The sequence below is a fragment of the Paenibacillus sp. FSL R7-269 genome, assembly GCF_000517865.1.
In the GTDB taxonomy this organism is placed as follows: domain Bacteria; phylum Bacillota; class Bacilli; order Paenibacillales; family Paenibacillaceae; genus Paenibacillus_AQ.
In genome coordinates this window covers 24017-43237 of sequence record NZ_ASPS01000032.1, presented here as the reverse complement: position 1 = coordinate 43237, position 19221 = coordinate 24017, and the positions used below count along the sequence as shown (strand labels likewise).

Sequence of the window (19221 nt, the reverse complement as noted above, 5' to 3'; positions counted from 1 at the left end):
TTGAAGAAGAGAGGTGCGGCCCAATGAATCAATTGTTGACCAAAAGAAAAAAGCTGAAGCTCGAAAGTGACTCTGGCTGGGGATACGCGTTTATCGCAGTAGCACTTATTGCATTTTCTTTATTTACTGCCTATCCGGTAATCAATGCCTTTATAATCAGCCTGCAGAAATATCGTCCACTAGGGTCCACTTATGTCGGCCTGGAGAACTTCGTCAATTCCTTTTCAGATGAGCTGTTCTGGAAAGCGCTGAAAAATACATTGGTCTATACGCTGTTAACCGTTCCATTTAATATTTTACTGTCCTTCCTTGTTGCCATTCTGATTATGCCTTTTAAGAAAAAAACACAAACTATATTTAAAGCGGTATATTATTTGCCGGCTGTAGCTTCAGGGGTATCTCTTGCTGTCGTATGGCTGTGGATCTTTGATCCGCTAAAATCAGGTATTGCCAATCAAGCGGTCGGACTTTTTGGTATCAGTAATCAGAACTGGCTGGGTTCGAGTGCAACGGCCATGTTTTCACTTGTATTAATGTCCTGGCTGTCAAGTCATGGTACAGCGATCATTATCTATCTGGCTGCACTGCTCAGTATTGATAACAGTTATTATGAAGCAGCTGATATTGATGGGGCGACTTTTTTGCAAAAGCTGCGGTATATTGTCATTCCTTTCCTTAAGCCAACAACGCTATTCCTGCTGGTTACAGGGGTCATAGGTTCCTTCCAGGTGTTCCAGAACGCTTATCTGATGACAGGCGGCGGACCAGACCATGCCACAACCATGGTGGGATTGTTAATCTTTAACAATGCGTTCACATATTTCGAGTTTGGGGAGGCAGCGGCCCAATCCTTGCTTCTGGCAGCGGTTATTGCCTTGATCTCATTCTTCCAATTTAAGATTTTAGGTAAAGACATAGAATACTAGGAAAGGGGCAGAAACCTATGGGGTTGTTCAACAATAATATCAAAAGCAAAGGATCGCTGTTCGCCCGTAATGGTCTGATCATTACAGCCCTTCTCCTGTTTGCCGCAGCGACCATTTTCCCGATATACTTTATGATCATTTCCTCGTTCGGTGATCCGGTAGAAGCTGGCGCAATGAGCTATTCGCTGATCCCGGCAAAGATTTCCTTTGAGTCTTATAAATTCTTTTTTAACTTCAGCGCCCATTCCTGGGATTGGTTAAAAAATTCTTTTATTGTAGCAGCTTGTATTACGGTATCAAACGTATTTTTCGCCACGCTTGCAGGATACGCTTTTGCCAAAATGAAATTTAGAGGAAAAGGCATTCTGTTCGCTATTCTGCTGGGGTCCATGATGATCCCTACTCAAGTCACCCAGGTTCCGCTGTATATATTGATCGTGAATATTTTTGAATTGCAAAATACGTATACAGCGCTGATTATGCCGAGCATTGTCACGGTGTATAACATTTTTCTGGTCAAGCAGTTCATGTCCTCCATTCCGGTGGAAATTATTGAAGCTGCCAAAATCGAAGGCTGCTCCCAGCCTAAAATCTTCTGGTATATCATTATGCCGCTGTCCAAAACGGTTATGGCCGTGCTGGCCATCCTGACGTTTATGGCAGCATGGAATGACTTCTTCTGGCCGTTCCTGGTTACCAACACCATGGATATGCAGACGATTCAGGTGGGACTCAAAAACTTCCGTTTTGCGAATACCACTTACTTTGCACCTATGATGGCCGGGGCAACTATTTCTGCCGTTCCGATGTTTATTTTGTTCTTCAGCCTACAGAAGTATTTCCTTGAAGGAGTAGCCGTCGGAGCGGTGAAAGGATGATGGGCGGCCCAGCTGAAGTAAATGTTACCTATCTGGTTGGCTTGATGTCCGGCACATCGGTAGACGGTATTGATGCAGCGGTAATTAAACTTTCGTCTACGACGGACACAGAGTATGGAATAAAGACGGAATTACTGGCTTTTGAGAATACTCCGTTTCCAGCGCATGTCAGAAGTTCGATATTCGAGCTGTTTGATCCTTCCAAGGCTACGGTGGATAAGGTAGGCGCAATGAACATGTGGCTGGGGGAATTATACGCCCGGGCAGTAGTGTCGGTGATCCGCAACTGCGGGCTTGCGCCTTCCCAAATATTTGCGATAGGATCCCATGGCCAAACGATCTATCATGCACCGGAAGAGAAGAGGATGGACGGCTATAACCTGCACTGTACGGTACAGATCGGAGAAGGTGCAGTGATAGCGAACCGGACGGGCATTCCCTGCATATCAGATTTTCGGGTTGCTGACATGGCAATGGATGGACAGGGAGCGCCTTTGGTGCCTTTTACTGAATATTTATTGTTTAACCATCCGGAGAAAACATCACTTTTGCAGAATATTGGAGGAATAGGGAATGTAACGGTTCTTCCTGCCAATGCTTCTCCCGAAGAGGTGTATGCCTACGATACAGGGCCCGGAAATATGATTATTGACGGTCTTGTATCCCATTTATTTGCGCCAATGACGATGGATGCCGGTGGTGAAATTGCTGCGGGCGGTGAGGTTATTGATCAGCTTTTGAAATGGATGCAGCAGGATGAGTATTATACGCTGCCTTTACCGAAATCTACGGGCAGAGAACGGTTTGGACAACAATATGTTGCTCAAATACTTCAGATGATGGAGGCGAATCGCTGGAAAGCTGAGGATGTAATTGCCACGGTAACACGCTTGACAGCATGGAGTATTGCCGACAGCTATGAACGTTATATTGCCCCGCAGCATCAGGCTCAGCGATTGCTGGTTGGCGGCGGAGGGAGCTATAACCCGACGTTATTGCGCGATTTGCGGCAGTTATTTGCTCCCTTCGGAGTGCAGGTGCTGACACAGGAGGATATTGGCGGCAACAGTGATGCCAAGGAAGCCGTTGCTTTTGCTGTGCTGGCTTATCATACGATGAGACGTCTGCCGAATAATATCCCTCAGGTAACCGGAGCTTCCCGGCCGGTAGTCATGGGCAAAATTTCTTGGCCCTACCCGGAACACAGGGGGTTGGAATGATGCAAATCAGACTCTTCTCCATGGAAGATTTTTCTGGAGTGGTCGCGCTCTGGAACCGGGAGGCTACGAAGTATGACTACAAGCCGTTTACCGAACAGGAATTTCAGGACACATTTATTAATCATGCTTATTTCGATGCGGAGTGTATGTGGGTAGGCTTTAATGAACAAGGGATTGTAGGTTTTGCAGCCGGCTGCAGCGGGGATGACCTTCCGCTCGGCGATGTGGCGGGCTATATTACGACCGTAATTATAGATTCGGGTGCCGCTTCTTTAGAGCTGTACGATGCCTTTTTGCAGCGCATGGAAACAAGGTTCCGGCAGCTTGGGAAAAGTCAGGCGGAGGTGTTGTTCTTTAACCCTGTTAAGCTGAAATGGACGATTCCAAGCGCACCGCAGCATGAACACAATAATGCCCCGGGTATTAGTACAGACCAGCCGTTATATGATGCTTTAATCGCCAGAGGGTATACAGACCGGGCGACACAATGCGGCATGCACCTGAAGCTGGGTGACTTTAGTGTTCCTGAAGATATTGCAGTCAAAGAAAGCAAAGCAAACAGAGAAGGCTATCAGGTTACTCATTATGCCCCCGCTGTTCATAAAGGGCTTGAAGCCATGCTTGCAGCCCTGCAGAATCCGCAGTGGGAGAGGGATGTAGTAGCATTTGTAAAGAATGGTGAACCTCTTGTGGTGGCAGTTCATGGCAGTGAGGTTGTGGGTTTTGCAGGTCCAATTATGGTCGAACCGGATGGCCGGGCATTTTTTTGCGGGATCGGGGTACACCCGGAGTATGAGGGACATGGTCTGGGCAGTGTCCTGTTTTTCCGGATGGTTGAAGCTTTTCAGACTGCAGGTTGTCAATATATCTCTTTGTTCACTGGCAGCAATAACCCGGCTCTTCGAATCTATCAAAAAGCAGGATTTCTTGTTGAAAAACAATTTTCCATATTGCGGAGGGAGCTGTAAGGATGAGCGGAAAGTTGACGGTCTTAGCGATTGGAGCGCATGTTGGGGATGTGGAATTGGCGTCCGGAGGTGTACTGGCCAGCCATAGCTTAAAAGGAGACCGGATCGTAACCTTGGCTTTAACTCCAGGTGAAAGAGGCGTGCCGGCCGGGCAGGATATGAAGGAGTACCGCCAGCAAAAAATCAAAGAGGCAGAGAGTTTCGCTGATATGCTGGGCGGTGAAGCCGTTGTTTTTGATTATTGTGACGGAGAGCTGCCAGACAATCAGGAGATTCGGCTGGAGGTCTGCGATGTGATCCGCCGCGTGAAGCCGGACATTATCATCACCCATTGGAGAAACAGTATGCATAAGGATCATGCTCTGACCCATCATATCGTGAACGATGCAAGGTTTTTTGCCAGCCTGTCCTCTTTTGAGCGTGAGCTTCCTGCTCATTTTGCCGCAAAGCTGTATTATTCGGAAAACTGGGAAGATGCTGTGGACTATGTCCCTTACGTATACGTGGATTTTGATCAGGCGGCTTATGATTTATGGATTGAGGCGTTAGGCCAGCATTGGTTTGTGACGAACAGCAAATCTTTTAAATATATGGATTACTATAAAGCGTTGGCCGTTGTCCGGGGCTGTGAAGCAAGAAAAACCTATGCCGAAGCCTTCATGGTCCCTGCCGAGACGATGAAAATCAGACAATCGGGGCTTGCGTGATATGGTATTAAACGGGATTGATTCTATTGTGAAGTATCTTCATCTGTTCAAAGGTAAACGTGTGGGGTTAATTACCGCGCCGACAGGGCTTACCAAAGATTTCAGATCCACCATTACGATATTACACGAGAATTGTAATCTTACGGCCATGTTCTCGCCTGAACATGGTGTCCGCGGCGATCTGGATGCAGGGGCATTAGTGGAGACGTATACGGACCCTTTTACCAATGTTCCGGTCTACAGCCTGTACCGCAAAGATTCCAAACGTTTAACAAAGGAAATGCTGGAGAAGGTAGATATCCTTGTGTATGATATCCAGGATGTTGGTGTACGGTATTATACCTTCATTTATACGATGCTGTATGCCCTTGAGGATTGTGCTGCGGCAGGCGTGGAATTTGTTGTTCTCGACCGGGTGAATCCGCTGAACGGGGTGAACGTGGAAGGGAATATCCTACAGCCCGCCTTCAAATCCTTTGTCGGGAATTATGAGCTGACTGTCCGGTACGGCCTGACCGCAGGTGAAGTGGCTGTCATGGCCAATGATCAGATGAACTGGAAGGCATCGCTTCATGTCGTTCGTCTGGAAGGCTGGGAACGTAGCATGTCTTTCCCGGATACAGGCTTAACCTGGGTTCATCCTTCACTGGGAATTCCCCGGTATGAAACCGCGCTGTTATATACAGGCACCTGCCTATTTGAGGGAACAAACTGCTCTGAAGGAAGAGGCACAACCTTCCCCTTTGAAATGATTGGGGCTCCCTTTATTGAGGCGCAGCAGCTGGCAGATGAGATGAATGCATTGCGCCTTCCAGGCGTGTATTTCCGTCCGGTTCATTTCAAACCAACGTCCTCTAAGCATTCTGGAGAGCTGTGCGGCGGCGTTCAATTATATATTACAGACCGCCAGGTGATCAAGCCGTTAGAGATAGGCGTAACCTTATTATTTACGATCAGGGACTTGTTTGAGCCGTTTGCATTTCTGCCTCCCGTGAAGGAGGGCTCACGTCCTTTTATTGACTTATTGGGCGGAAGCAGCATCTACCGGACGAAGGATATTCAGGCTAAGCAGCTGCTCGAACAGTTTGCAGAGGACAGCAGGCAATTTGCAGAAATGAAACAGCAGTATCATTTATATCACTAGCGGATGGTGAATAGCGGATGAGAACGATAGAACAAATGAGCTTGCGTGAGAAAATCGGACAAATGTTCGTAACAGGCTTTCCGTCAACGGAGATGTCCCCGGAGCTGAAGGAAGTCATTGAGCAGTACAAAGTCGGAAATATTATTTTATTCTCCCATAATATCAGCAATAAATATCAATTAGGCGGGCTTGTTGCAGAACTGCAGCAATGGTTCACCACACATACAGGCATTCCGGGCTTTATTACGATTGACCAGGAAGGCGGCCGGGTGACCCGGATGCCCAAGGACGCGACGAATGTAGCCGGAGCCATGGCAATAGCCTCTTCAGGACGCCCTGAAAATGCTTATGCAGCAGGCAGAATAACGGCCCGGGAACTACAAGCATTAGGCATTAATTTCAATCTTGCGCCCGTGATGGATGTTACCAGTAATGCGCTCAATCCGGTGATCAACGTCCGCTCTTACGGGGATTCGGTTGAGACGGTATCGCAGTACGGGATTCAAATGATGAAGGGCTTGCTCGATGGCGGCGTAATGTCCTCGCTGAAGCATTTTCCCGGTCATGGGGATACCGATGTCGATTCACACATTGGCTTGCCTGTCATTAACAAAACGGTGGAGGAGCTAGAGCAGCTTGAACTGCTGCCGTTTAAGGCTGCAATCGGGCAGGGGGCCGAGGCCATCATGAGCGCCCATATTTTATTCCCGCAAATCGAAACGTCTGGTGTACCGGGAACGATGTCTTATACGATTATTACAGAGCTGCTTAAAGGGAAATTGGGATTTGAGGGGCTGGTTGTCTCCGATTGTCTGGAAATGGATGCGATTAAACGCTATTACGGGACGGCAAAAGGTGCACTCGAAGCCGTTAAAGCAGGGATTGATCTGGTGTTCATCAGTCACACGCCTGCAACGGTTAAAGAAGCGGTTCATTTAATAGAAGAAGCTGTAGCGGCGGGTGATTTGGATGAAGCGGTTATTGATGCAGCTGTTGCCAAAATTCTAGCCTATAAAGCCCGCTATACGCATGTTGGGGAACCGGATTACGGGATCGTGGGCTGCGAAGTTCACCGCCGGGCGAACGAGCTGATGCGTACGGAAACGATCTGCCTGATTAAAGGTGAGACCCAGCCCGTTCAGGCAGGGGATGGGCAGGTCTTGTTTGTGGGCTCCTATGCCTACCGGACCGACCTGGCCTCCAGCAGTGTGAATCAAGAGCTTAGCTTCCCACAGTATATGGGTGAGCATTTTGCTGCAGCGTATGAGCTGATCGGTATTGATCCGGACGAGGAGCAGATTAACGAAGTGCTGCACAAGGCTGAAGGGTACAAGCATGTTGTTATCGGGCTGTTCAATGCGCGTGAAAATACAGGCCAGCTGGCGCTTGTGCAGAAGCTTGTGGCAGCAAACTGTAAAGTAACGGCAATTACCTTGGGCCGGCCGTATGATTTAGCTTTAATCGAAGGCGGGTTTTGCGGCATTGCAGCCTTTGAATATACTCCGGATGCATTCAAGTCCCTTATTCCCATCCTGAATGGTGAGGTAACACCGGCTGCCAGTATTACGATTCAGCTATAGGGGGACATCAGTATGGCATTTATTGTTGGCATGGACGGGGGCGGCACCAAGACAGCTGTCATTGTTACTCATGATGATCAGGAAGAGCCTGTACTATCCTTTACGGCAGGGCCTATTAATTATAATGGCGGCGATGCCGGGGCTATTGCTGCCGCTTTCGGGGAGATTTTTAATCAGATAAGGTCCTGCTGCACAAGCCTTGCGGAAGTTAATCATGTATGTATAGGAGCGGCAGGCGTAAGCAATCCGGCAGTAGCCCGATTTTTGGAGCAACAGGTGAGAGATAACGGTTATAGCGGGCCGCTAACGATTACCGGGGATCAGGAAACCGCACTATATGGAGCCCAGAATGCGATGCAGGGTATTATTCTCATTGCCGGTACAGGCTCCATTTGCTTCGGGGTTAATGAAAAGGGAGAGCGGCACCGCACAGGAGGCTTTGGTCATCTGATTGATGATGAGGGAAGCGGATATTATATCGGGCGTGAGCTCTTGTCCCTGCTGGTTCAGGCAGAGGACGGAAGAACAGCGGATACGATGATTCCGGCGCTGGTCTATAAGCAGCTTGGACTTGGTACGGTGCAAGAGATCATAGGTTTTGTCTACCACAAAAATACAACGAAGAAAGATATTGCAGCGCTCGCCCCGGTGATGACGGCAGCATGCGGGCTCGGGGACGCCCAGGCGCTAAAATTGGCGGAGCAATGTGCAGCCGGTCTGTTTGAGCTTGTGGTGCCTGTGATTGAGCGGCTGAAATTATATGAGAGTAAGGTTGCAATTGCCGGAAGTGTGCTGCAGAAATCCCGTTTTGTAAGAGAGGCCTTAGAGCGGAAGCTTGCCCGCAGCTACCCGCAGACCCAGCTGATTATGCCTGTTCATAATGCAGCCTATGGTGCTGTACTGCTCGGAAAATCAAAAATGAGTAACGGGTAATCCTATGAATGAAGCAAAGGAAGGGTGTGCCATAAGTCCGGCAGTGTTGGACTTGCGGCACACCCTTTTTCCGGTGAATAAACAACTCCCGGGTGACAGGTTACGGTCAAAATTTGTCGGTTAAATAAAACACGGCCTGCTGTTTCGGGAACAGGGCCTGCAGAATATCAGCATGTCGGGCAGGGGTCCCAGCTTCAGCTGCGCCTTCCGCATTATAGCCGAAGATGATATAAGAGATCAGATTCCGCTCATCCACTTCTATGGTTATCCGGGACCCGGACTGACTATTCCCGGAAACGGAAAGCCGCTTCTGGCGGTAGTCGAGGCAGATCCGCTCCTCCCCGCATTGCAGCGTTATGAACAGCTCCTGTTCCGCCATCAAGGCATTGCCGTTAAGGCGATGCTCCAATTCAGGCTGAAGCTTGTGGAAGGTAGAATACAGGTTGATCATTTTCCACATCGCCATATGGATGGGAACGGGCTCAGCCTGAAGCTGCTGATAATAGGAATATAGCTTGTGATCTTCAGGAAGCATCGCCATGATGTGCTTGGCCTTCGGCCGGAGACGGCATAATTCATGAAATAAGTACTCCACGCCGTCCGCTGCCTCATCCAGATAGATGAGTTCGTTGATAAATACCTGTTCGGTGTCCTTTTTTTCTATCATGCCATAAGCGACAATTTTATGATGATGCTGAAGCAGCAGACAGTCCGATTTCTTCCATTCTGGCCAGCGGATCAGATCCTTCCAGTAGGTTTCATTACGTACTACAGTATAGGTGCGGTTCTGATTGAATTGTTCATAAATAGCACGGATATCCTCAAGATAACGGGGCTCAAAAGGTATAATCTCGTAACCGTCCGGCTGCCCGCCCCGCGCCTGATTCTCAATAGCGTAAGCAGTCTCGGGAATCAGTCTCCAGCCGGCCTTCTCATAAAATGCATGCTTGCTGGCCAGAAGTACACTTATATCATAACCGGCTTCTCTCATGTAGTGTGTTTGTGCAGCAAGAATTTTGTGTGTCAGCCCCATGCCGCGATAATTGGGATCTGCAGCGACGCTGCCCATAGCGCCCGTCTGCAAGACCGCTTGGCCGACTCTGATGGAAAGCGGAAAGATTTGAACATTGGCAGCAACCTTGCCGCCGACCGTTGCAAACCATGTGGTATCCGGGTCATAGGAGTTGTCGAGGTCTAATCTTTCCTGGAAATACCCCCGGCCTACGGCAAAACATTCATCTAAAATATCGTAAATCTGTTCAAGCTGTTCTCTGCCCGGCCTGTTGGTTACGCTTATATTTTGTTCTGGTGTTGTCGTCATCTTTGCTTTCCTCCTGGGTCGCTATGTTAAAAACAGAGTTCATTCAGAATCCTTCATCAGAATAAGCCGAAACCCCTCTTGAATATAAGTTCTCCGCTAACTTAATAAATTCTTCTGGCGGTATATCCTTTTCCTGCTGGAGCCACAGGCGAAATAAAGAAAGGGTAGATGTCAGATAGAACTCAATGAAGTATGGCGTTAAGGAATGGTTTTGCGGAAGGTTCAGGAATTGTTCCATGGGGATGTCTCTTTTTAAGCGTGCTAAAAAACGGGGGCTTCCATAATCGCCCAGAAGGGCATGGAGCGCCAGAAGATGTTCTTTTCTGTCCAGACAAGACAGCGCATCCTGAACCGAATGCATCGACAGCTCGTTACCGGCTAGTTCTGCTTTGATGTCATGGAGCAAGTTATTTTCCACAGTGTCCAGAAGTTCGTAAATGTCAGTAAAGTATTGATAAAAGGTACTGCGGTTATACCCTGACCGGCTGGCGATTTCCTGGATGGAAATTTTCTCAACCGGCTTTTGGCTGTATAGCTCACAAAACACATCTATAAACTTTTGTCTTGTTTTCTCCGTAATTTGGGGCTGCTTGTTCATGTTTCCCTCCTGCCTGCGCATAAGATATCATCCGACAGATATTAAAAAACTGATGATTGATCAAGAAATCCTAAAGCTTTATGATCACATCATACAACATGTTGTCGGATAATCAAATGGGGATATTAAAGGGCAGGAGTGATTATAATGTCAGCAGAGCAAAACAGAATTTTAATTTTCGGTGCAGGTGTCATCGGGAGTATTTATGCAATAAAGTTTATGGAAGCAGGATATGACGTTAGTCTGTTTGCTCGTGCGGACAGGTTCAGACTTTTACAAGAAAAAGGCCTGCAATATAATGACAAAGGTACAGTCAGAACGGTTCCGGTGAAGGTCATGGATACGCTCGAAAATGACGATATATACGATTTTATTTTCGTTACCGTTCGTTATGACCGGGCCGAATCCGCATTGCTCGCGCTAAAAGATAATCAAAGCCAAAATATAGTTACGATGACCAATAGCCCGATTGGATTTTCTTCGTGGCAGGGGATTGTAGGGGATAGACTATTACCGGCCTTTCCCGGCTTCGGCGGACAGATTAAAGATGGGGTCCTGCACGCACGGTTCATGCCCAAGCTTCTAGTGGCTACCGCATTGGGAGAAATGAATGGCGCAGTGACGCAGCGCATCTTAAAGCTCGCACAAGTATTTCAAACCGCCAAGCTTCCCTACGCTGTAAAAAAGGATATGCAGGCGTATCTAATCACTCATTCCGTATCAGACATTGCCTTGCTGGGCAGTTTGTATGGCGGCAAACCGGAGATTGCCCCTGTAACACCCGGAACCAGACAGACGGCACGCCAAATAACAGTTACTTTAAAAGCGTATCTAAAAGCAATCCGTGAGGCAGGTGTTGCTGTTGATCCGCCCGTTTTTAACATAGTCCCTAAGCTCCCAAGCTTCATCCTGGATGTTCTCTTCATTGCCTGGCTGCGCACAAACATGGTTAAGGATATGCTGCTGCCGGATTATGCGAATGCTGCGAACCAGGAGGTTGTGCAGCTAGAGAAGGATCTGACAAAATTTCTATCTATTCAGAACGGCTGATGAATCGTTTGTTCCGGTATTGTAACCCGTCTGTTTATTCTTCACTTCCAGCGGATGGTAAGGTTGAAGAACTGAAGCAGGCGGGAGGCTTACCATGATAACAAGATTAGGGAAGATACTGAACATATCGATTTTGGCGGTCTGCCTGGCTGGATGCAGTCAGGCGGCAGAGCCCGCAAACGCACAACACACCCCGGTCACTCCAACTCCGGAACATGCAGCACTAGAAGAGGATCTGATTCTGCGCAATACCTCCGAACCTTTTATCGGGCGAATCGATTTGGATCAGGCGACGGAGGAGTTCATCTATGGCACCTGGAAGGTGGACAAGCTGCTGGGATTCGCGAATTCCTATAATGACGCGTCTGAATATCCTACAGGACAGGACATCATTGGGGATGAACTTGTGATTCATAAAGATTACTTCTCCTCGATGGGGCTAGAGGGCTATGAAGCGTACCAATACAAGTTCACCAATCCCCGCTATAGTATAACCCAGAGGCATTATAACGGGGATTCCTTTTACAGAGTGAACAAATTGAATCTGTCTATGATTGGGACCAACGATGTAACGACCGACATAGAGGTAACTGAGCCTTCGCCGGGACTGGGTGTACCGCTAAGCTTCATCGATGTGAATCATAACAAGCTGATCCTGTGGATCGAAGCCGCAACATTTGAGTTGATAAGAGTGGACGAATCGGGTAATAAGTAGTCTAAGTGCTGGAGTCTATAATGACAGGAGTGAGCGCATATGAGCTGGGATGTACTTATCATGAAAACGAAATACGATTTTGAAGCGCCGGAGGAAGAACAGCCGCCAGTGCCACCGCTGGGACAACGTGATGAAATCATTGAGAAGCTGACCCGCCGCCTACCGAACCTGGATTACCGGGATAAGGCTTGGGGCGTCCTTGAGGGCGAGGGGTTTTCGATTGAGTTCAACACAGGTGACGAGGAGCTCGTGGATTCTATTATGCTGCATGTCCGGGGCGGGGGAGCGGTGATGGATACCCTCTGCTTGATCTGCGAGACACTGGAGGCTTATGCCCTGGACACATCGGATACCGGCTATATCGACTTTAAGCAGCCTGAAGCAGCGGAGCAATCCTGGGAGCAATTTCAGAAGTATCGTGACCAGGTGATTAACAAACATAACGGAAGAGTTTGAAGTGAACAGAGGCGCAGGATGGATCACATCTGCAGCCTCTGTTTTGCGTTTTGAAGTGTTTGGAAATAACATGCAGAAGGGTATTGACGCCTAATGAAGTAGCATGTTAATATTTTCACGTGGCAAACTAACATGTCAGTATACCCAAATAGCATGTTAGCATGTTAACTCATTTATCCTACTTCAGGAGGTTATTTTGTGGATGTGGCTAATGTTGTAATTGGTTTCATTATGGTCTTATCATTTTTTGGATTAGTGTGGTATTGCGTCAAGGGGTGTAACCTAATGGTTGGCTTCTTCGTCATGTCGGTGCTGTGGACCTCGATTGCTCTGATCGGAAATAGCGTTCATCCTACCTCCGTGATGGAGGGCAAGACCTTCATTGACGTGCTGACGAATGTGTTCCAGACGGGGCCTGAGAACTACGGGAAGGCGATACTGGTTAATATCTTCTTCGGCGCCTTCTTCGGCAGAGTCCTGATCGACACAGGGATTGCCGCTACGCTGATCCGTAAGGTCGTAGAGCTTGGAGGAGACAAACCAAGAATCACCATGTCCCTGCTGTGTATCGTTACCGCTGTAATCTTCACCTCCATGACGGGTATCGGCCCGGTTATCTCCATTGCTGTCATCGTGCTGCCGATCATGCTGTCGCTCGGGATTCCATCACCGATTGCCTTGTTCTCCTTCATGGGCTCGATCATGGCGGGGATCTTCGGGAACATCGTGAACTTTAAGCAATATCAGGCGATTTTTGCAACAGCCAATGAAAGTTATGCCAGCTACGACTATAATACATATTTCAAATTCGGCATGATTGCGATGGCTGTATCTCTGATCGTGGTGCTGGTGGTATCTAATGTGATGATGAACCGGAAGCTCTCACGGGCCTGGGCGGCTACACCGGATAGCGGAGCTACTGTAGATGCACCTGCCATCTCCTGGATCTCGATCATTCTGCCGGTAGTGGGTGTAGTGGTGTTTAAGGTGCCGATTATTTTCGGATTTATCTTCGCCGCCTTGTTCGCCCTGCTGACCTGCGGTAAGCTGAAGGGTGGTTTTGCAAGCGTTTGCAGAATGCTGTCGAAGCAGTTCGCGGACGGAGCTATTGATGTGGCACCGATGATCGGGTTCCTGCTCACGCTGTCAATGTTCAACAATGCGGCTACCTATGCTTCCCCTTATTTCAAAACCCTGCTGGACGGCGCAATGCCCCAGACTGCGCTGCTCTTGTGTATTGTATTCGCCATCCTGACACCGCTCGGCTTCTTCCGCGGTCCGATGAACCTCGTCGGTTCGGGTTCGGCCATCCTGGCCGTTGTGGTGGCAACCGCAGCCTGGCCGGTACAATTCCTCTATCCGCTGTTCGCCATTACTACTGTTGCACCGCAGCATTTGGACGTAACACAGTCCTGGGTTGCCTGGGGCTTCGGCTATACGAAGGTTCCCGCCAAGGAATACATGAAGATGTCGATTCCTACGGGCTGGATTATCGGGATTATTCTCTGCGTGATCGTATTCTTCATGTACGGAAATTTGGTTTAACACACTATTAATGAAGAGAAACGGAGAAATCATATGAGTACAATGGTTAGAATGGGTATAGATGTGGGGGGAACCCATACCAAGGCAGTTGCGATTGACAATGCGACACATGAGATTATCGGCAAATCGTCCGTCAAGACAACACATGACCATGCCACAGGCGTAGCCGCAGGTGTGGTGAAATGCTTCATGAATTGCCTGGAGGAGAACAATATCCGTCCTGAGGATGTAGTGTTCGTGGCTCACAGTACAACGCAGGCTACGAATGCGCTGATCGAGGGCGATATTGCCCAGGTGGGCATCATTGGCCTGGCCAAGGGCGGTCTGGAAGGCTGGCTCGCCAAGCGGCAGACCCGGCTTCAGAATATCGATCTGGGCAACGGTAAGGAGATCAAGATCTACAATAGCTTCCTTAATGTTAAAAAAATGTCCGAAGCCTCCGTGCTGGCGGTCATTGACGAATTGAAGCAGCAGGGGGCACAGGTTATTGTGCCTTCAATGGCTTTTGGCGTAGATAACGGGCGGCCTGAGGAACTGGTCTATATCGAAGCGGAGAAAAAAGGCATGCCGACCACCATGGCCTCCGACATTACGAAATTGTACGGGCTGACCCGGAGAACCCGAACAGCGGCGATTAATGCAAGCATTCTGCCGAAGATGCTTGATACCGCCAATTCCACAGAGAAGTCTGTGAGGGAGGCCGGGGTCCATGTTCCACTGATGATTATGAGAGGCGACGGCGGCGTTATGGAGATCACTGAGATGAAGAAGCGGCCTGTTCTGACTATGCTCTCGGGCCCCGCGGCCTCGGTCATGGGCTCACTGATGTATCTTAGAGCCTCTAACGGGGTATATTTCGAGGTCGGCGGCACGACAACCAATATCGGTGTGATCAAAAACGGCCGTCCCGCCATCGACTATTCCATCGTCGGCGGTCATCCGACCTATGTCAATTCCCTGGATGTACGGGTGCTCGGCGTGGCCGGCGGGTCCATGATCCGGGCGAACAAAAGTGGAGTGGTCGATGTCGGACCCAGATCGGCGCATATCGGCGGACTGGATTATTCGGTATTCACCGATCCGGATAAGATCAACGGAGCGCAGGTCGAATTCTTTTCTCCGAAGCCGGGTGATCCTGCTGATTATGTGGCGATCCGGCTGGAGAATGGGGAACGGGTGACGATCACGAACTCCTGCGCGGCGAATGTGCTGGGACTGGTGAAGCCGGAGCATTTCTCCTACGGGAATGTGGAAGCGGCCCGAAGAGCGATGCAGGCGCTGGCGGATTACTGCGGAACAACGGTAGAAGATATTGCCAAGCAGATTATGGAGAAGGCGTATGCAAAGATCGAGCCGATCATCCTGGCGCTGGCCGAGAAATACAAGCTGGAGAAGGACCAGATCTCCCTGGTGGGTGTCGGCGGCGGAGCGGCTTCGCTGATTGTCTATTTTTCCGAGAAAATGGGCCTGAAATACAGCATCCCCGAGAATGCAGAGGTTATCTCTTCCATAGGGGTTGCTCTGTCGATGGTCCGGGACGTTGTAGAGCGGATTATTCCGTCTCCGTCCAAGGAAGTGATTGCCGCCCTCAAGATGGAAGCCATGAACAAAGCGATTCAGAGCGGGGCCACACCGGAGAGCATCGAGATTCATATTGATATTGATCCGCAGACCTCCAAGGTTACAGCGATTGCTACCGGTTCTACGGAAGTGAAGACGACCGAGCTGCTGAAGGAATGCGATGAGGCCGAGCTGCAGGAGCTGGCGGCGAAGGATATGCGTATCCCGCTGGAACGGACCAAGCTGCTTGAGAAGACCCGGTATGTCAGTATTTTCGGCGAATTGATGGATAAATCCGGTGAAGCCGGGGCGGTCCGCATCCTGGACACCAAGGGCTTCATCAAAGTGCAGAGAGGCCGGGCTATGGCACTTAAGACCACTGCGGGTGATTACCTGGCTGCGGTTAAGCAGCTGTGGGAGGCTATGGCTGTGTACCAGACAGAGCTGATTGCCAGACCTGACTTTTACCTGTGCATCGGTGCCCGTGTCATGGACTTTACGGCATCGGACTTCGAACAGCTGGAGCTGTTGATGGATATTGAGGTATCCACATTCGAGCCGGACACGGAGATCGTTGTCGTGGCGGCTAATATCAAGCAGAGCTAGGAGCCGCGCGGAAGTGCATGTAGACAGGGGGACGTATGCAAGTGCAGACGAAGCTGGGAGAGCTGCTGTATCCATTACTGGAGGTTGACCATGAGGCTTGGGGAATGTATGCCTTCTCGAGAGACATTCTGAACCGGCGGATTTCGCCGGAGACGAAGCGGGAAATGCTAAAGCAGGCCAGAGCCTGCGGCATAGAATATGCACAGCGGATGATACTTGAATATGGGACCCGTGATGTCAGGGTGCTTGCTGAACGTATGAACCTGAAGCTGGAATTCAAGGATGCGCTCATGACCGGCAAGCGTGTGCTATTCGCCTCCTATACCCCGCCGGACCGGATCGAAATCATGGAAGAACCCTTGCGCAGAGCGGCGGAGCAGGTACGGGAGGCGGGTCCTGGTCTAGTTGAACTTTTTCCGCAAGCTGGTATAATGAATACTATCCTTGGCCACGAAATTTATCATTTTGTAGAAGACCGGTTTGCACAGGAAATATACACCCGGACCGAGCGCATTCTGCTATGGAAGCTGCTGGGCCTGAATAATTATTCTACAATACGCACCTTAAGTGAAGTTGGAGCCATGGCTTTTACACAGGAACTGAACAGACTGCGGTATTCGCCGTTCATTCTGGACATTCTGTTGTATTACAGCTACGACTCAGCCAGTGCGGAGACAATAACCCGTGATGTACTAGGAGTGAGTTCAGGGAAGGTGTAGGGAAGCCGTTGAAGATTATGAATAACAGTAATTCACTGAATGATGTAACTTACAATAGAATAAAAGAAGACATCATGAATATGACGCTCGAGCCAGGAATGGATGTCAGTGTGCAGAAGCTGTCTGAACGCTATGGCGTCAGCCGGACGCCGGTACGGGAAGCAGTGGTCCGCCTTCAACAGTCAGGACTGGTGGAAATATATCCTCAGCGCAAAACTGTAGTCTCCAAGATTGATCTGCAAAGAGTCCGCGAGGAATGGTTCATCCGGACCTCCCTTGAATCTGCTGTAATCGATGAATTCATCCGCAAATGCAGTGAATTGGTCGCAGATACGATGCAGGAACTGATTAATAAGCAGAAGAAATATATGGACAAGAAATACTTCAGAGAATTCTATATTAAGGACAACCGGTTCCATCAGCTGATCTTTCAGACGGCCGGGGAGGAGTTATCCTGGTTCACCATCGAAGAGGTAGCATCCCATTACAATCGTATCCGTCTGCTCTACGGGAAGATGGAGGGGGTGCAGCCGTCCGATATTGATAAGCATGTGAAGATGGTTGCCGCTACCCGCAAGCGGGATGCGGAAGGGATGCGCAAGGTCGTGATGGAGCATTCCAATACGCTGCTGGACCGGGTCCAGAGCATGTCCAAGGAATACCCGCAATTCTTCTGATCATACAAGTGATAAGCTTAAAGGCGTATACTGAAGTCTTCTCCGCATGGAGCGGGACTTCCGGTATACGCCTTTTGTTGAAATATAAGAAATGATATAGCTCCTATTGCTGCTTGAGCCGCCGGTAATATAGCCAGGTTCTGCCCGCGAACGAGCCGAAGAGCAGAATGGAAAGGAACATAATTGAAGTGTTCCACGCTTGGGAAGCAGTGATCCCGTCCCGCAGCATGCCATCAATGAAGGCCGACAGATTAAAGCTGTAGAGCAGGATCATAGGCAGGAACAGCAGGGTATAGCTGATGGCGATTGTACGTGCCTGCTTCAGGCGGTGGACCGGATCACTATAGATTTCCTGCTGCTCCGCAGCGTTCTGCTCCTCCCGGCTCCAGAGGGTCCATTTCTGCAGAGAGAAGGAAGAGCTGTAGAGCCTCGTCCAGCCAGCCTCCTGGTGCAGCTCGAAATACCCTTCATCGGCCATGACCTGATAGTCGGCGTGATAGGTCATGCGGCGCGGACGGCCCTTGCTGAAATGGAACAGCGTTCCTCCGAAGCCTACTTTATAGAGATTCCATCCGTGCTTCTCTTTGTCCTCCAGCCATTGCTCCAGCCGGTCAGGGGCGTACATCCAGCTGGGCTTCATCCGCGCCATCGTAGTGCCGGCAGGCTTCTGCGGTCCGGGAGGCTTCTTCAGGTCCTGATGGTTTAGCAGAAATACCTTACTGGCAGCCTGGAGCTTCACTATTGAGTAAATTGCAAGAACAAGCAGGGCCAGGGCTCCCGCTGCTGCGGCCCAGGTAACGGCCCACAGCGGACTTGGCTGAATGCGGACTGGAGTATCCTGATTGAAGGTGAGTCCTAGTACAAGCAGTGGAATAAGTGCAATGAGCAGCAAATACACCAGGATCCCCATGAAAAGATAGGAGATGATGCGGTTACGCCTCAGGACATCCTTACGTGAAGGATAGGCGCTAATCTGTGACGGCAGCCGGTCATTCTCGTACAGGCTCCATTTGCCTTGCTGCAGCCGCCTGCTCCATCCCTCTGCGGCAAGATAAGGAGACATGGATGAATGCTTGGATGAATGATAAGCCAGCTGATAAGTTAGCCGGATAGGCTCAGCCTGCCGGAAGGTAAAGCGCCGCCGCAGTAAGCTCCATTCTTCCACACGCCATCCCTTGCCGGCCATATCGGCCAACCAGGCTTCTGTCCCCGGCAAATCATAGCTCCAAAAGGGCCGAAATACAGTTCTCAATTGAATTCCTCCTCACTGGTGACGGCGTTGCGGTGAAGTTCCTTTAACCTGCCGATTTCAGCGCGCATGACTTCCTTCCCCAGCTCAGACACCTCGTACACCGTCTTTCTCTCTTCATCGGCAAATACGGTAATCAGTCCATCCTTGTTCATTTTGGTCAAGGTTCCATATACCGTACCGGAGCCCAGCCGGAGCCGTCCTTCCGACAATTCCTCCACATGCTTAATAATTCCATATCCATGGCGCGGCTTGGTTAAGGACAATAGAATATAGAAGGCCGTCTCTGTCATGGGCACGTACTTTTTTAGAACCTTTTGCGTTGCGGACACCGCGTTCACCTGCTTCGTCAATTCATTGTGCCTAGTC

General features: G+C 49.6%; 19 protein-coding genes. 15 read left to right on the top strand and 4 right to left on the bottom strand.

Translation table 11 applies throughout. From position 1 onward, the window contains the following. The first annotated feature begins 23 nt into the window (after positions 1-23). The 8 genes from C162_RS16855 to C162_RS16820 are packed head-to-tail and all read left to right on the top strand — an operon-like array spanning position 24 to position 8356. Positions 24-926, top strand: a complete 903-nt coding sequence (locus tag C162_RS16855) for a carbohydrate ABC transporter permease (RefSeq protein WP_036695674.1) — start codon at positions 24-26, stop codon at positions 924-926. A gap of 17 nt (positions 927-943) precedes the next feature. Then, positions 944-1804 carry a carbohydrate ABC transporter permease gene (locus C162_RS16850; RefSeq protein WP_036695673.1) on the top strand — a complete coding sequence of 287 codons (861 nt, stop codon included), beginning with the start codon at positions 944-946 and terminating at the stop codon, positions 1802-1804. Continuing rightward, the gene (locus tag C162_RS16845) at positions 1801-3024 is read left to right on the top strand and encodes an anhydro-N-acetylmuramic acid kinase (protein ID WP_051493614.1); all 1224 of its coding nucleotides are present in this window, start codon (positions 1801-1803) and stop codon (positions 3022-3024) included. Before C162_RS16850 ends, C162_RS16845 begins: the two co-directional genes overlap by 4 nt. Next, positions 3021-3992 (top strand): GNAT family N-acetyltransferase, encoded by a 972-nt coding sequence (locus tag C162_RS16840; RefSeq protein WP_327196385.1) that lies wholly within the window; start codon positions 3021-3023, stop codon positions 3990-3992. Before C162_RS16845 ends, C162_RS16840 begins: the two co-directional genes overlap by 4 nt. A gap of 2 nt (positions 3993-3994) precedes the next feature. Continuing rightward, positions 3995-4699 (top strand): PIG-L deacetylase family protein, encoded by a 705-nt coding sequence (locus tag C162_RS16835; protein ID WP_036695672.1) that lies wholly within the window; start codon positions 3995-3997, stop codon positions 4697-4699. Position 4700: 1 nt separating this feature from the next. Then, a complete protein-coding gene (locus C162_RS16830) occupies positions 4701-5843 on the top strand; it encodes an exo-beta-N-acetylmuramidase NamZ family protein (RefSeq protein WP_036695671.1) in 1143 nt (380 codons plus the stop codon). 17 nt (positions 5844-5860) lie between these two features. Further along, positions 5861-7423, top strand: a complete 1563-nt coding sequence (locus C162_RS16825; RefSeq protein WP_036695670.1) for a glycoside hydrolase family 3 protein — start codon at positions 5861-5863, stop codon at positions 7421-7423. A gap of 12 nt (positions 7424-7435) precedes the next feature. Beyond that, complete coding sequence (locus tag C162_RS16820) at positions 7436-8356, top strand: N-acetylglucosamine kinase (protein WP_036695669.1); 921 nt, start codon at positions 7436-7438, stop codon at positions 8354-8356. 106 nt (positions 8357-8462) lie between these two features. Here C162_RS16820 and C162_RS16815 read toward each other — a convergent pair whose 3' ends face one another. Then, complete coding sequence (locus C162_RS16815; RefSeq protein WP_036695668.1) at positions 8463-9677, bottom strand: GNAT family N-acetyltransferase; 1215 nt, start codon at positions 9675-9677, stop codon at positions 8463-8465. 43 nt (positions 9678-9720) lie between these two features. After that, a complete protein-coding gene (locus C162_RS16810) occupies positions 9721-10275 on the bottom strand; it encodes a TetR/AcrR family transcriptional regulator (protein WP_036695667.1) in 555 nt (184 codons plus the stop codon). 147 nt (positions 10276-10422) lie between these two features. On the opposite strand from C162_RS16810, the gene C162_RS16805 reads away from it, so the two are divergent. The 7 genes from C162_RS16805 to C162_RS16775 all read left to right on the top strand — a co-directional run bounded on the left by C162_RS16805 (position 10423) and on the right by C162_RS16775 (position 17603). Then, the gene (locus C162_RS16805; protein ID WP_036695666.1) at positions 10423-11325 is read left to right on the top strand and encodes a ketopantoate reductase family protein; all 903 of its coding nucleotides are present in this window, start codon (positions 10423-10425) and stop codon (positions 11323-11325) included. Positions 11326-11419: 94 nt separating this feature from the next. After that, positions 11420-12040: a hypothetical protein gene (locus C162_RS16800; RefSeq protein WP_036695665.1), complete on the top strand. Its 621-nt coding sequence runs from the start codon at positions 11420-11422 to the stop codon at positions 12038-12040. A gap of 60 nt (positions 12041-12100) precedes the next feature. Continuing rightward, a complete protein-coding gene (locus tag C162_RS16795; protein WP_143804308.1) occupies positions 12101-12496 on the top strand; it encodes a hypothetical protein in 396 nt (131 codons plus the stop codon). A gap of 198 nt (positions 12497-12694) precedes the next feature. Beyond that, on the top strand, positions 12695-14041 hold the full coding sequence (locus C162_RS16790; RefSeq protein ID WP_084648952.1) for a citrate transporter: 1347 nt from the start codon (positions 12695-12697) through the stop codon (positions 14039-14041). 33 nt (positions 14042-14074) lie between these two features. Continuing rightward, positions 14075-16207, top strand: a complete 2133-nt coding sequence (locus tag C162_RS16785; RefSeq protein ID WP_036695663.1) for a hydantoinase/oxoprolinase family protein — start codon at positions 14075-14077, stop codon at positions 16205-16207. A 41-nt stretch (positions 16208-16248) separates the two neighbouring features. Next, positions 16249-16926: a hypothetical protein gene (locus C162_RS16780; protein ID WP_200869211.1), complete on the top strand. Its 678-nt coding sequence runs from the start codon at positions 16249-16251 to the stop codon at positions 16924-16926. Positions 16927-16943: 17 nt separating this feature from the next. Beyond that, positions 16944-17603: a GntR family transcriptional regulator gene (locus tag C162_RS16775; protein WP_036695691.1), complete on the top strand. Its 660-nt coding sequence runs from the start codon at positions 16944-16946 to the stop codon at positions 17601-17603. Between the two features lie 103 nt (positions 17604-17706). Here C162_RS16775 and C162_RS16770 read toward each other — a convergent pair whose 3' ends face one another. Together C162_RS16770 and C162_RS16765 are read right to left on the bottom strand one after the other, a co-directional pair. Beyond that, the gene (locus C162_RS16770; protein WP_036695661.1) at positions 17707-18855 is read right to left on the bottom strand and encodes a DUF2812 domain-containing protein; all 1149 of its coding nucleotides are present in this window, start codon (positions 18853-18855) and stop codon (positions 17707-17709) included. Continuing rightward, a complete protein-coding gene (locus C162_RS16765; RefSeq protein WP_235218454.1) occupies positions 18852-19145 on the bottom strand; it encodes a PadR family transcriptional regulator in 294 nt (97 codons plus the stop codon). The genes C162_RS16770 and C162_RS16765 overlap by 4 nt, the downstream gene beginning before the upstream one ends. Positions 19146-19221 lie beyond the last annotated feature (76 nt).